The sequence below is a fragment of the Halomonas sp. E19 genome (genome assembly GCF_052439355.1).
GTDB lineage: Bacteria > Pseudomonadota > Gammaproteobacteria > Pseudomonadales > Halomonadaceae > Halomonas.
Genome location: NZ_JBNFWU010000001.1, coordinates 645,049 through 658,176, shown reverse-complemented (window position 1 = coordinate 658,176; position 13,128 = coordinate 645,049). Strand labels below are relative to the sequence as shown.

General features: G+C 66.7%; 11 protein-coding genes and 4 pseudogenes. 7 read left to right on the top strand and 8 right to left on the bottom strand.

Annotation, left to right across the window (positions count from 1 at the left end):
• Positions 1-174 precede the first annotated feature (174 nt).
• On the top strand, positions 175-1,161 hold the full coding sequence (locus ACUDAL_RS03540) for a metal ABC transporter solute-binding protein, Zn/Mn family (RefSeq protein WP_444677164.1): 987 nt from the start codon (positions 175-177) through the stop codon (positions 1,159-1,161).
• Positions 1,162-1,271: 110 nt separating this feature from the next.
• Here ACUDAL_RS03540 and trpE read toward each other — a convergent pair.
• The 4 genes and pseudogenes from trpE to rpe all read right to left on the bottom strand — a co-directional run bounded on the left by trpE (position 1,272) and on the right by rpe (position 4,440).
• A pseudogene (gene trpE / locus ACUDAL_RS03535) lies at positions 1,272-2,757 on the bottom strand (anthranilate synthase component I).
• Complete coding sequence (locus tag ACUDAL_RS03530; protein WP_444677163.1) at positions 2,754-3,455, bottom strand: phosphoglycolate phosphatase; 702 nt, start codon at positions 3,453-3,455, stop codon at positions 2,754-2,756. Before ACUDAL_RS03530 ends, trpE begins: the two are co-directional and overlap by 4 nt.
• Positions 3,440-3,730: a GIY-YIG nuclease family protein gene (locus ACUDAL_RS03525; protein WP_444677162.1), complete on the bottom strand. Its 291-nt coding sequence runs from the start codon at positions 3,728-3,730 to the stop codon at positions 3,440-3,442. Before ACUDAL_RS03525 ends, ACUDAL_RS03530 begins: the two co-directional genes overlap by 16 nt.
• The gene (gene rpe, locus ACUDAL_RS03520; protein WP_444677161.1) at positions 3,727-4,440 is read right to left on the bottom strand and encodes a ribulose-phosphate 3-epimerase; all 714 of its coding nucleotides are present in this window, start codon (positions 4,438-4,440) and stop codon (positions 3,727-3,729) included. The genes ACUDAL_RS03525 and rpe overlap by 4 nt, the downstream gene beginning before the upstream one ends.
• A gap of 211 nt (positions 4,441-4,651) precedes the next feature.
• Here rpe and cysP point away from each other — a divergent pair, with 211 nt between their 5' ends.
• From cysP to ACUDAL_RS03500, 4 genes are read left to right on the top strand one after another with little or no spacing between them, the layout of a single operon-like run.
• Positions 4,652-5,665: a thiosulfate ABC transporter substrate-binding protein CysP gene (gene cysP, locus ACUDAL_RS03515; protein WP_444677160.1), complete on the top strand. Its 1,014-nt coding sequence runs from the start codon at positions 4,652-4,654 to the stop codon at positions 5,663-5,665.
• A 21-nt stretch (positions 5,666-5,686) separates the two neighbouring features.
• The gene (cysT, locus tag ACUDAL_RS03510) at positions 5,687-6,550 is read left to right on the top strand and encodes a sulfate ABC transporter permease subunit CysT (protein ID WP_444677159.1); all 864 of its coding nucleotides are present in this window, start codon (positions 5,687-5,689) and stop codon (positions 6,548-6,550) included.
• Positions 6,550-7,377 (top strand): sulfate ABC transporter permease subunit CysW, encoded by an 828-nt coding sequence (gene cysW, locus ACUDAL_RS03505; RefSeq protein WP_444677158.1) that lies wholly within the window; start codon positions 6,550-6,552, stop codon positions 7,375-7,377. The genes cysT and cysW overlap by 1 nt, the downstream gene beginning before the upstream one ends.
• Complete coding sequence (locus ACUDAL_RS03500; protein WP_444677157.1) at positions 7,374-8,471, top strand: sulfate/molybdate ABC transporter ATP-binding protein; 1,098 nt, start codon at positions 7,374-7,376, stop codon at positions 8,469-8,471. Before cysW ends, ACUDAL_RS03500 begins: the two co-directional genes overlap by 4 nt.
• Before the next feature lie 47 nt (positions 8,472-8,518).
• On the opposite strand, the gene ACUDAL_RS03495 is transcribed toward ACUDAL_RS03500, so the two are convergent.
• On the bottom strand, positions 8,519-8,926 hold the full coding sequence (locus ACUDAL_RS03495; RefSeq protein ID WP_444677156.1) for a GNAT family N-acetyltransferase: 408 nt from the start codon (positions 8,924-8,926) through the stop codon (positions 8,519-8,521).
• 157 nt (positions 8,927-9,083) lie between these two features.
• On the opposite strand from ACUDAL_RS03495, the pseudogene ACUDAL_RS03490 reads away from it, so the two are divergent.
• Positions 9,084-9,673: pseudogene (locus ACUDAL_RS03490) on the top strand (YajG family lipoprotein).
• On the opposite strand, the pseudogene ACUDAL_RS03485 reads toward ACUDAL_RS03490, so the two are convergent.
• The 3 genes and pseudogenes from ACUDAL_RS03485 to ACUDAL_RS03475 all read right to left on the bottom strand — a co-directional run bounded on the left by ACUDAL_RS03485 (position 9,670) and on the right by ACUDAL_RS03475 (position 11,466).
• Positions 9,670-10,322: pseudogene (locus ACUDAL_RS03485) on the bottom strand (thiopurine S-methyltransferase). The pseudogenes ACUDAL_RS03490 and ACUDAL_RS03485 sit on opposite strands and share 4 nt — an antisense overlap.
• A 19-nt stretch (positions 10,323-10,341) precedes the next feature.
• Entirely contained in the window at positions 10,342-10,938 is a 597-nt protein-coding gene (locus ACUDAL_RS03480; RefSeq protein WP_444679299.1) for a TIGR04211 family SH3 domain-containing protein, read from the bottom strand.
• A gap of 199 nt (positions 10,939-11,137) precedes the next feature.
• Positions 11,138-11,466: pseudogene (locus ACUDAL_RS03475) on the bottom strand (DUF1820 family protein).
• 277 nt (positions 11,467-11,743) lie between these two features.
• Between ACUDAL_RS03475 and miaB the strand changes: the two are divergent.
• Positions 11,744-13,087: a tRNA (N6-isopentenyl adenosine(37)-C2)-methylthiotransferase MiaB gene (gene miaB, locus ACUDAL_RS03470; RefSeq protein WP_444677155.1), complete on the top strand. Its 1,344-nt coding sequence runs from the start codon at positions 11,744-11,746 to the stop codon at positions 13,085-13,087.
• Positions 13,088-13,128 lie beyond the last annotated feature (41 nt).

The following is a 13,128-nucleotide window of genomic DNA, read 5'->3' as shown; positions in this document are numbered from 1 at the left end:
GTCGATTCAAAGCGTTCATGGCTACATAGTGCCGCCGCCGAGTCCTGACTGTCAACGCGCCAGGCGGCCTGGCTAGCATCTGGCACGATACCGGTCGCCAAGAGGCGCGGCTGGCCAGCTTGGAGCCTAGCCTCTATCATCGGCCCATGCGCTTTCGCAAAAAGGAGGTTGACGATGCGCTTTACACGCCCTGCCCTTGCTTGGCTGGCCGTTCCTTTTGTTGCCATGGCAGGCAACATTCCAGCCGCAGCGGCCTCCCCCAAGGTGATTGCCTCCTTCTCAGTACTGGGCGACCTGGTGCATCAAGTCGGCGGACACCACATCGATCTGGTAGTGCTGACGCCGCCCGACGCCGAAGTTCACCAGTGGGAGCTGACGCCCCAGAACTTCATCGCGATGGAAGACGCCGACCTGGTGTTCTACAACGGCTATCAGCTCGAACAGTGGATCCGCCAGATCTATGCCACGGTAGGCAACCGTGCCCGCATCGTTCCCCTGGCCGAGGCCAGCGGTTACCCCACCCAGCCAATCATCACCGGCGAGCTGACCGGGGAACCCGATCCACACCTGTGGATGGACCCGCGGGCAGTGTCAGCCTATATCGACGTTATCGCCGAGCAGCTGAGCGAGCTCCACCCCGCCGCCGCCGAAAGCTTCCAGGCTCGCGCCGAAGCCGCCCGCAACGCCCTGGCCTCGCTGCACGAGGAGCTGCTCGAGACGCTGGCCGACATTCCCGAGTCGCAGCGCCTGCTGATCACCTCCGAAGCCGCCTTCGTCTACTTTGCCGACGCCTATGACTTCCGCCACGACAGCATCTGGGGGTCCAACGCCGAGAGCGCCAGCGCACCGCACCAGGTCATGCGGATCATGCAGCGCATCGAGCAGACCGAGCCGCCCGCGCTGTTCTGGGAAAGCACCGTATCGGATCGCTACATGCGCAGCATCGCCAGGGACACCGGCATCGAAATGGCCGGCCCGCTGTACGTGGACTCCCTCAGCGAAGCGGGCGGCCCGGCGCAGAACTATATCGCCATGATGCGCCACAATGCGCGCCTGATCCGCGATGCTCTCGGCGAGTCCGAACAGCAGCCCGAGGGGCCAACGCGTGAAGCGCAGGGGGCCAACGAAAAGAAGCCCAAGGCGACACCAGAAGCGGGCTGATCGCCTCGCTCCGAGCCGCCCTGCCAAGGGGCTTGCCAGAGGCGAGGCGTTAGCGACACACCGCTTGAGACACGTCGTGAGCGAGGGGCTGAGCTGCGGCCCCGCACCGGCTAGAGGTTGTCCAGCCCCTTCTCGGCCATCGCCACGGCGCGGAAGATGGCGCGGCCCTTGTTCAGGGTCTCCTGCCACTCGAGCTCGGGCACCGAGTCGGCCACCACGCCGGCGCCCGCCTGCACGTGCAGCACGCCGTCCTTGATCACCGCGGTACGGATCGCAATCGCCGTATCCATGTTGCCGTGCCACGAGAGGTAGCCTACCGCCCCCGAGTAGATGCCGCGCTTGACCGGCTCCAGCTCGTCGATGATCTCCAGCGCCCGGATCTTGGGCGCCCCCGAGAGGGTGCCGGCGGGGAAGGTGGCGCGCAGCACGTCCATGGCGGAGAGCCCCTCCTTCAGCCGCCCGGTAACGTTCGAGACGATATGCATGACGTGGGAGTAGCGCTCCACGCTCATCTGGTCGGTGACGCGGACCGTGCCGGTCTCGCTGATGCGCCCGACATCGTTGCGACCCAGGTCGATCAGCATCAAGTGCTCGGCCACCTCCTTGGGGTCGCCCAGCAGGTCGGCCTCAAGCGCCCGGTCTTCCTCCTCCGTGCGGCCGCGGATGCGGGTGCCGGCGATCGGACGCACGGTGACCTCGCCATCCTCGAGCCGGGTGAGGATCTCCGGCGAGGAGCCCACCACGTGGTGATCGTCGAGGTTGAAGAAGAACATGTAGGGCGACGGATTGAGGCTGCGCAGGGCGCGGTAGAGGTCGAGCGGCGAGGCCTGGTAGGGAATCGACATGCGCTGCGACGGCACGCACTGCATCACGTCGCCCGCCAGCACGTACTCCTTGATCTTGTCGACCGCCGCCTTGAACCCCGCTTCGGTGAATCCGGAGGTGAAGTGCCCCTCCTCCACCGCGCTGCGCCCGGTACCGGGGCTGGCGGCCTGCGGGCTGGCGGTACGCAGGCGTCGCTCCAGCCCCTCCAGGCGGGCTACCGCCTGGGCGTAGGCCTCCTCGGCGGCCGGGTCGGCGTGGGTCCACAGCGTCAGGCGACCAGAGAGGTTGTCGAACACCACCAGCTCGTCGCAGACCATCAGCAGGATGTCGGGCACCCCCAGCGGGTCGGGCTTCTCCACGCCGCGCAGGCGTGGCTCGATGTAGCGGATGGTGTCATAGCCAAAGTAGCCGACCAGCCCCCGTCGAAGCGCGGCTGGTCGTCGAGGCGCGGCACCCGGAAGCGCCCCTGGAACGCCTCGATCCAGGCCAGGGGTCGGCCTCCTCGTGATCCTGCGGCGGCTCGCCCGCTTTCACATGGGTAATTCGGAAGCCGCGCACCTCGATCCGTTCCTGGCACGGCAACCCGATAATGGAATAGCGCCCCCACTTCTCGCCGCCCTGCACGGACTCCAGCAGGAAGGTCCACGGCTCGTCGGCCAGCTTCAGGTAGGTCGACAGCGGCGTGTCGAGATCGGCCAGCACCTCCCGGGTGACCGGTATGCGGTTGTAGCCAGCCTCGGCCAATTCACGGAAACGTTGAGCGGACATCATGCCCGGGTCCTCGCAGATGGATGGGGAAATGGCGTGACGAGTGCATCGAGGGTCTCAACCATGGCGTCGGGCCGGCTGTCGCGTACCGGCTCGCCGTGGTTGTAGCCGTAGGGTACCGCCAGGGTGCGAAAGCCGGCGGCGCGCCCGGCGTCGATGTCGTGGCGCGAATCGCCCACCATCAGGCAGGCATCGGGACGGATGGCAAAATGCGCCGCCGAGTGCAGCAATGGCGCCGGGTCCGGCTTCTTCTGTGGCAGGCTGTCGCCCCCCAGGCACAGCGTAAAGTGCGACTCCAGTGCGAAATGCGCCAGGATCGGCTGGATGAAGGCGAACGGCTTGTTGGTCACCAGCGTCAGGATCAGCCCCCGTTCACGCAGGGCATCGAGCGCTTCGCGCGCGCCGGGGTAGAGCCGCGTGCGCTGCACCGGCGCCAGGCCATAGTGGTGAAGGAAGCGCTCGTGCGCCTGCGCCAGGCGCTCCGCTGTCGCGGGCGGCCCATCGGCGGCGGCCAGGGCTCGCTCCACCAGCTTGCGCGAACCATTGCCGACCCAGTTGCGTACGCCGGCCTCCCCGGCCGGAGGCAGGCCGCACTCGGCCAGCACCGCGTCCACGGCCGCCGCCAGGTCGGGTACCGAATCGACGAGGGTGCCGTCCAGGTCGAAACTGACCAGCTCGATGTCCTTCAGGATGGGGTGCATGCTGTCTCCTCGCTGGGCGGCCGCCGCTGCAGCCAGGCCCGTTTCTGCGCCGCCGACAGGCGCTTGATCGCAGCTTCCAGGCGCAGCGCCTCGCCCTGGCTGCCCACGGCCTCGAAATGGCGCAGCGCCAGGGCCGCAGCCGCGCAGCGCCTTGGCCCCCGCCCCGCCTCATGCTGGGCGATGCGGCGATGCACGTCGGTGGTAATACCGGTATAGAGCTTTCCCTTGGCCGTCTCGACCATATAGAGGTACCACGGCGCAGGCGCTGCACTCACGTGGTAGGAGCCTCCAGGGTGGCAAGCTGTTCGCGGAAGCGGCGCATCACGCTGTCGTAGCGGTGCGGGTCGGCGTCGCTTGCCGCTCCGAACACCGCCGAGCCCGCCACAAAGGTATCGGCTCCGGCACGAGCGACCTCGGCGATGTTCTCCACCTTAACGCCGCCATCGATCTCTAGGCGAATGGCGCGGCCGGAAGCATCGATACGCTGGCGCACCTCGCGCAGCTTGTTCAGCGTACCGGGAATGAAGGCCTGCCCACCGAAGCCCGGGTTGACGCTCATCAACAGGATCATGTCGAGCTTGTCCATCACATAGTCGAGGCAGGCAAGCGGCGTGGCCGGGTTGAGCACCAGCCCGGCCTGGCAGCCGCCGTCGCGGATCAGCTGCAGCGAACGGTCGATGTGCTCGGACGCTTCAGGGTGGAAGGTGATATAGCTGGCACCGGCTTCGATGAAATCGCCGATCAGGCGGTCGACCGGTTTGACCATCAAGTGCACGTCGATCGGCGCCGTGACGCCATGCTTGCGCAGCGCCTGGCAGACCATGGGGCCAATGGTCAGGTTGGGCACGTAGTGGTTGTCCATGACGTCGAAATGGACGATGTCGGCACCGGCGGCCAGCACGTTGTCGACCTCCTCGCCGAGGCGAGCGAAGTCTGCAGAGAGAATCGAGGGGGCAATGAGGAAGTCGCGGGTGGCGTCGGTCATGGTCGTCCAGGCGGTCGCTCGGGAAAGAGCCCCTATGCTACCAAAAACCGCCAAGGCCGTTGACGCACTGGCGACAACAATTCGAGACACCGGCCGGGGCAGGCAAAGCGCAACAGTCATATTTCAAAATAGAATAAAAACGATAATTGTAATTCCTGCTTTGCAGCCTTACCCTTGCACCCATCACCCGAATTCCGCTGGAGATCGCCGCATGGTCCTGCTCAACACACTTCGCCGCACTGTGCTTGCCGTCGCCCTGGGCGTCGGCCTGGCCACCCCGGCACTCGCCGCCGATCGCGAACTGCTCAACTCCTCCTACGACATTGCCCGCGAACTCTTCGCCGCCATCAACCCGGCGTTCAGCAATCAGTGGCAGGACGAGCATGGCGAGGCGGTACGCATCCAGCAGTCCCACGGCGGCTCGTCGGCCCAGGCCCGCGCCATCCTGCAGGGGCTGCGCGCCGACGTGGTCACCTACAACCAGGTGACCGACGTCCAGGTGCTCGCCGACGCCGGCCTGGTCGCCGAGGACTGGCAGCAACAGCTGCCCAACAACGCCTCGCCCTACTACTCCACCACCGCCTTCCTGGTGCGCAAGGACAACCCCAAGGGGATCGAGAGCTGGGACGACCTGGTGCGTGAAGACGTCAAGATGGTCTTCCCCAACCCCAAGACCTCGGGCAACGGCCGCTACACCTACCTGGCCGCCTGGGGCTTCGCTCAGCAGCAGTTCGACGGCGACGAGGCGCAGGTTCACGACTACATGCGCACCTTCCTGCGCAACGTGGCGGTGTTCGACACCGGCGGTCGCGGCGCCACCACCAGCTTCATCGAGCGCGGCCTCGGTGACGTGCTGATCAGCTTCGAATCCGAGGTCAACAACATCCGCCAGGAGTACGGCAGCGACGACTACGAGGTCATCGTGCCGCCGGTCAGCATCCTGGCCGAATTCCCGGTCGCCGTCGTGGCCCCCAACGCCGAGCGCAACGGCAACCTGGAGCTGGCCCAGGCCTACGTGGAGTATCTCTACAGCGAAGAGGCCCAGCGCCAGCTGGCCGGCTTCAACTACCGCGTGCACCACGAAACGGTCGTCGAAGAGTTCGCCGACCAATTCCCCGAAACCGAGCTGCTGCTGGTCGAGGAGATCGCGGGCAGCTGGGAAGAAGCGATGGAAACCCATTTCGGCAATGGCGGCCTGCTCGACCAGCTCCAGCGCCGCCGCTGATCCAGCAAAAGTGACCGGCTGATGACGCAACGCACCTTTTCACTCGGATTCGGCAGCACCCCCAAGCGGGTGCTGCCCGGCTTTGGCATCTCGCTGGGCATCAGCCTGACCTTCGTCTCGCTGATGCTTCTGCTGCCGATGACCGGACTGTTCGGCCAGCTGGCCGGCCTGAGCCTGGCCGAGTACTGGGCGATCATCACCGACGAGCGCGTGGTGGCGAGCTATGTCGTCACCATCGGTGCCGCCGCCTTCGCTGCCATCGTCAACGCCGCCTTCGGCCTGCTGCTGGCCTGGGTGCTGGTGCGCTACGAGTTCCCCGGCAAGCGGCTGCTCGACGCCCTGATGGACCTGCCCTTCGCCCTGCCCACCGCCGTGGCGGGCATTACGCTGGCCACGCTCTATTCCAGCAACGGCTGGATGGGCCAGCTGCTGGAACCGCTCGGGATCCAGGTGGCCTACACCTGGGTCGGCATTGCCCTGGCCATGGCCTTCACCAGCATTCCCTTCGTGGTACGCACGGTGCAGCCGGTGCTGGAGGACATGCCGGGCGAGGTGGACGAAGCCGCCCTGACTCTGGGTGCCTCGGACCTCACCGCCTTTCGCCGCGTGATCCTGCCCCACCTGTGGCCAGCCCTGGTCACCGGTACCGGGCTCGCCTTCGTACGCTCGCTGGGCGAGTTCGGCGCCATCATCTTCATCGCCGGCAACATGCCCTACGAGACCGAGATCACCGCGTTGATGATCTTCGTGCGGCTGCATGAATACGACTATGCCGGCGCTTCCGCCATCGCCTCGGTAGTGCTGTTCGTCTCGCTGGCACTGCTGCTCGCCATCAACGTGTGGCAGGGCCGCTTCATCAAGCGTCTGCATGGAGGACACGGCTGATGCAACGGATCGGTGACGCCCCTTGGGCCCGACGCACTCTGGTCGGCGCCGCACTGGTGCTGGCCGCCCTGTTCCTGCTGCTGCCGCTGGTGGCGATCTTCGCCCAGGCCTTCGCGCAGGGCGTCGGGGTGTTCTGGGCCAATATCAGCAACGAGTACACCCTCGCGGCGATCGGCCTCACGCTGTTCATCGCGCTGCTGACCATTCCGGTGTGCCTGGTGTTCGGCGTAGCGCTGGCCTGGCTGGTAACACGCTTCCGCTTTCCGGGGCGGCGCATCCTGCAGACTCTGATCGACATCCCCTTTGCCGTGTCGCCGGTGGTGGCGGGGCTGGTCTACCTGCTGCTCTACGGCCGCACCGGCTGGCTCGGCGCCTGGCTCGACGGCCATGACATCCAACTGATGTTCGCCTGGCCCGGCATCCTGCTGGTGACCATCTTCGTCACCTGCCCCTTCGTCGCCCGCGAGCTGATCCCGCTGATGCAGGCGCAGGGCTCCCGCGAGGAGGAGGCGGCCGTCACGCTGGGCGCCCCGGGCTGGACCATTTTTCGCCGGGTGACCCTGCCCAACATCCGCTGGGCGCTGCTCTACGGCGTGATCCTGACCAATGCCAGGGCGGTCGGCGAGTTCGGTGCGGTTTCGGTGGTTTCCGGCGCCATTCGCGGCCAGACCAACACGCTGCCGCTACACCTCGAACAGCTCTATCAGGACTACAATACCGTGGGCGCCTTCGCCAGCGCGTCGCTGCTGGCCCTCATCGCCCTGCTCACGCTGGCCGCCAAGGCCGGCCTGGAATGGCGCGCCGCGCGCCGGGAGGTTGAGCCATGAGCATCCACCTGCACAACGTAGGCAAGCACTTCGGTCGCAGTCGCGCCCTCGAGCCGGTCAACCTCGAGATCCACGAGGGCGAGCTGGTCGGGCTGCTTGGCCCCTCCGGCTCCGGCAAGACCACGCTGTTGCGCATCATCGCCGGCCTGGAAACGGCCGACCGCGCACCCGGCGGACGCATCCTGTTCGGCGATCGCGACGTCACCCACCTGCACGTGCGCGACCGCCGCATCGGCTTCGTCTTCCAGCACTACGCCCTGTTCCGGCACATGACGGTGTTCGACAATGTGGCCTTCGGCCTAACCGTGATGCCGCGCAAGAGCCGCCCCTCCACCGGCGAGATTCGCCGCCAGGTCCACCGCCTGCTGGAGATGGTCAAGCTCGAGCAGCTCGCCGACCGCTATCCCGCCCAGCTCTCGGGCGGTCAGCAGCAGCGGGTCTCCCTGGCGCGTGCGCTGGCGCTGAAGCCCGACGTGCTGCTGCTCGACGAGCCGTTCGGCGCGCTGGACGCCAAGGTGCGCCAGGAGCTGCGCCGCTGGCTGCGCCACCTGCACGACGAGCTGAACTTCACCAGCCTGTTCGTCACTCACGACCAGGAAGAGGCACTGGAGCTGTCCGACCGCGTGGTCGTGATGAGCAACGGCCGCATTGAGCAGATCGACACCCCCGATACGCTTTATCGCCATCCGGCCAACCGCTTCGTGTTCGAGTTCCTGGGAGACGTCAATCATCTGGAGGGCACGGTTCGCAACGCCGTGCTGACCTGCGGCGAGGCCAGGCTCGCGGTGGAAATCCCCGATGGTACGGAGGAGCTGCTGCTGCGTCCCCACGAGATCGAACTGGCCAAGGCGCCCACTGCGGCTGCCCACCTGCCGGCCACGGTGACCGCGATCTCCCCGGTGGGGGCGGAGGTCCGGGTGGAGCTGGAAGCGAGCTGGATGGCCGAGCCCTGGCTTGCCACCATCAGCCATGCTGACTACGAGCGCCTGGCGCTGTCGCGCGGCGCACGCCTGTTCATCGTGCCGCGCCGGTGGCACCGATTTCCCGCCGAGACGCAGGTAGCCGCACCGCGGCGCCACGCCCTCGCCTCCTAGCACGCCATGGTGGCGTCAGCCCTGGGCCGGCTGACGCGACCAGGCCATCAGGGTCTCGTTTTCGCCGCTGAGCGGCTCGGGGCGCTCTTCGAGGGCCTGGAAGCCCAGCCGGCGGTAAAAGAGACGGCGCGCACATTGCGTGAATAGACGCACAGCGTAATTCTCTCTCGCCGTGCCATGGCATGGGCCATCAGGTGAGTGCCGTGGCCAAAGCTCTGTACCTCGGGGTCGATGAACAGCGCCTCGAGGTGGTCGCCCTGGAGCGCGGCGAAGCCGATGGCGCGCCCTCCCACCTCCAGCACGTAGGTTTCGGCACCCGGCAGGTAGTGCTGCGCCATCGCCTCGGCGCGCTGGGCCCAGAACTCGGCCGGGATGAAGCCGTGCGCCTGGCGGGAAGCACGCAGCCAGATATCGACGAGACTGGGTATATCCGACGCAACGGCACAACGAATCATGGCGACTTCCCCGGTGAAGGCTCCATTGTAGCCACGACTCGACGCTGCAAGGCAACGCTGTTGCGGCGCTGCGGCTGCCGATATACTCGCCCCTGCGTCAACGGTGGCAGCGCCATGCCCGTCTGACCTGTTCAACCTGACACCCGGGAGGCTCGGAATGAATCGACGTCATCTTCTGCGTGCCGGCGCCACGCTGCTGGCAGGCGCCCTGCTGGCCGGCTGCGCCAGCCGCATTATCTGCAGCTCGATCCACAGCGCAGCACGCCGGTCCCGCAGGCCGGAGGCGGCCAGGCGATTACCGTCATGGCGGTCGACGACCGGCATGGTGAAGTGATCGGCACCCGCACCGGCAGCGCCATGTCCACGGCCGTGATCAGCGTCAGCGCCCACGAGCTGGTCCCGCGTCTGCAGCGCGAAGCCGAGCGCGCCGTGCGCGACATGGGCTTCTCGCCCACTACCGAGCCCGCCGACGGCCGCCCCAGCCTGACGCTGACGCTGCTGCACCTGGGCTACGAGCAGGGCGACAGCCGCCCGGTGATCGACGAGGCACGCCTGGAAGCCGTGCTGGAAGCGAAGGCGGTCAATCGCGGCAACACCTACACCGGCACCTACACCTCACGCCGCACCCAGAGCTACGCCGTACGCCCCGACCGCGAGACCAACGCGCGCATGCTCAACGACCTGATCGGCGACGCCCTGGACCGCGCCTTCAGCGACCCCGAGCTGGCCCAGCTGCTGGCACGCTAGCGCAAGGGCCGAGGGGGTTCAGTGATTCGGCCCCGCCGCACCAGCGCCCAGGCGCTTTCACGAAAGCCGCTGCCGGGCTCCGGGTCGCCGTCGTCCAGGTGGGTGATCTCGAAATTGGGCTCGAACAGCTCAACGACCTCGTCGGCGGCCACGCTGTAAGGCGGGCCGCCGGCATCGGGGCGCGTCAGAGTGATCAGCAGCCCCTTCGCCCCGGGTGGGATCAGCTGCGCCAGATGAAAGGCATAGCGCTGGCGCGTGGCTGGCGGCAGCGCAATCAGTGCGGCACGATCGTAGAAGGCACCGATTTCCGCCGCCTGCTCGATATGGAAGTGGAAGAAGTCGCCGCACCAGAGTTCGACGCTGCCCTGGCGACAGATCGCGAATGGTTCCTGCTGGTAGCGCGACACGGCCCCCGCCCTTCGGCGACGAACTGCTCGATCGCCTGCTCGGCCAGCTCGATGCCCAGCACCGGGTGGTCATGGCGCGCCAGCCAGCGCATGTCGAGGCTCTTGCCACACAGCGGCACCAGCACCTTGGCGCCAGGCTTGACCCCGAGCTGCGGCCAGAAGCGCACCAGCGTCGGGTGCGTGTCCTCGCGGTGAAAGCCGATACGGCCTTCCCGCCAGCGGTCCCGCCAATCCTGTGTCATGTCGTGTTTCCTCGGCCGCTCAGAACCAGCGGTCGCGCTTGCGCCGCCTGCGCGGCAGGTGCGGCACGATCAGGCCAACCAGCAGCCCTGCACCGGCCACGCCGCCGCCATACATGAAGTAGCGCATCAGCAGGTCCTCCTCCTGGGTATCGAGGCGCGCCTGCAGCTGGCGGATAGTCTGGCGGGAGCGGTCGGCTTCGCTGTCGAGCTGGCGATTGCGTGCCTCCAGTTCGGCGATGCGCTGCTCCCGGCCCTGGAGGGTTTCGGTCATCACCGACACCCGGCTCTCCCAGTTTTCGTTGATGCCCTCGAGCTCGGCCTCGAGCTCGGCGACCTGGCTGGCCAGCACCGGGAGCTGCTCGCGGGCGCTCGGGGAGTCCTGCAGCTCATCGCTGAGCACCCATACGGTGTTGCCCTGTCCATCCTCGACCCGACTGTAGCTGCCGCTCGTCTCGAGCAGCCTCACCGGCTCGCCCGCGGTCAGGGTGCCGATGATCCGATAGCCGTCCGTCGGACCGCTGCGTACGTAGGTGGTCAGCTCGTCGGAGACCCAGTGGGTATTGCCGTTCTGCTGGGCCTGCAGGGGCAGGGCGACCAGGCCCAGACACACCCCCATGCAGAGTTTCTTCAATTTCGTCATGCTGTTGTCCTGGCTGTCGAGCCGGGCGCAGCAGATGCCGCACCGCTACCGTGATGCTTTGTCGTCTATCCACAGTTCCTGTGGATAAGCTCCGGGAAAACCGCTGGAAAGGCACTGCGAGGGGCCATAGGTTCTGGCCTACGCCGTGCTGGTCGAATGATGACCAGCGGCGCGCTCAGCGCTCGCCCCTGGGCGGCGGCATTGGGCCGCGGGGAACTCGGCCACCCGCCCCTCGCTCTTCACCGCCCGCGCCGGGCCCTCGCGCTCCACCTCATCGATGCGGATGATGGCGTTCAACGGCAGGTAGCTGCGCTTCACTCCCTCGAAGGTCAGCCGCAGCTTGTCCGCCGAGGGGTCGACCACGAGCTTCGAGCCGTCCTGGAAGACAAACTCCTCGACCTCGATGAACCCCCAAAGTTCGCTCTGGAAGATCTCGCGAGCATAGAGCTCCCACACTTCACCCTGCTGGTGAAACACCACCCGATAGACCGGTTTGGCCGCCATAAGGCCGGAATTCCTCGCTGTTGGAACTGCGTTGCTCTCGTGATGCCTCGGCCCGGTGGAGCCGGCATCGCTGCGCAAGCCTATCACACCTGGCAGGGTCGGCACGCGTCGGCGCACACGCTGGCCCGAGCCCCTCGGCTTACGTATAATAGCGCCTCCTTCGAGAAGGGCTTCACGCCCGGGCACCGGCCAAACCGGCCGACTCCGCTGAAGCCGCATTCCCGCGACACTCCACTCACCGGTGACGCACGTCGGACGACCGACCCGACCTATTCTTATGGCGAAGAAACTCTTCATCAAGACACACGGCTGCCAGATGAACGAGTATGACTCCGCCCGCATGGCGGACCTGCTCGGCGAATCCCATCAGCTCGAACTGACCGATGACGAAGGCGAGGCCGACGTCATCCTGCTCAACACCTGCTCGATTCGCGAAAAGGCCCAGGAGAAAGTCTTCCATCAGCTCGGCCGCTGGAAGAAGCTCAAGGAGGCCAACCCCGACCTGGTGATCGGCGTGGGTGGCTGCGTAGCCAGCCAGGAGGGCGAGGCACTGCGCAAGCGGGCACCCCATGTCGACATGGTGTTCGGCCCCCAGACTCTGCACCGGGTGCCAGCGATGCTCGACGCGCGCCGCCACAACCAGATCGCGATGGTGGACGTCACTTTCCCCGAGATCGAGAAATTCGACCACCTGCCCAAGCCCAGCTCGGACAGCGCCACTGCCTTCGTCTCGGTGATGGAGGGCTGCTCCAAGTACTGCACCTTCTGCGTGGTGCCCTACACCCGCGGCGAAGAGGTGTCACGCCCCTTCGAGGCGGTGATGGACGAGGTGATCCACCTGGCCGACCAGGGAGTGCGCGAGATCAACCTGCTGGGCCAGAACGTCAACGCCTACCGCGGTGAGAACCAGCTGGGCGACGAGATCGACCTGGCCGAGCTGATCGCCTGCGTGGCGGCGGTGGAGGGCATCGACCGCATCCGCTTCACCACCTCGCACCCCGTCGAATTCAGCGACAGCCTGATCGAAGCCTACGGCGAGATCCCCGAGCTCGTCAGCCACCTGCACCTGCCGGTGCAGTCGGGCTCCGACCGCATCCTCACGGCCATGAAGCGCGGCCACACCGCCGAGGAGTACGTGGCCAAGATGGAACGCATCCGCGCGCTGCGCCCCGACATCAGCTTCTCGTCGGACTTCATCATCGGCTTCCCCGGCGAAACCGAGGAGGATTTCGAAGCGACCATGAACCTGATCCATCGCATCGGCTTCGACCACTCGTTCAGCTTCGTCTACTCGGCGCGCCCCGGCACGCCGGCCGCCTCGCTGGCAGATGACACGCCGGAAAGCGTGAAAAAGCAGCGCCTGGCGATCCTGCAGGAGCGCATCAACCAGCAGGCGATGCAGATCAGCCGGCGCATGGTAGGCAGCACCCAGCGCATTCTGGTCACCGGCTTCGCGCCCAAGGACCCCGGCCAGCTCTCCGGGCGCACCGAGAACAACCGCGTCGTCAACTTCCGCGCTGCCAATCCCACCGAGCTGATCGGCCACTTCGTCGACGTGACCATCACCGAGGCCCTGCCCAACTCACTGCGCGGCGAGCTGGCCGCGCCACACCTGCATTGAGCCTGCCACCAACGTTGCCCCGGCCACCGCCGGGGCATTAT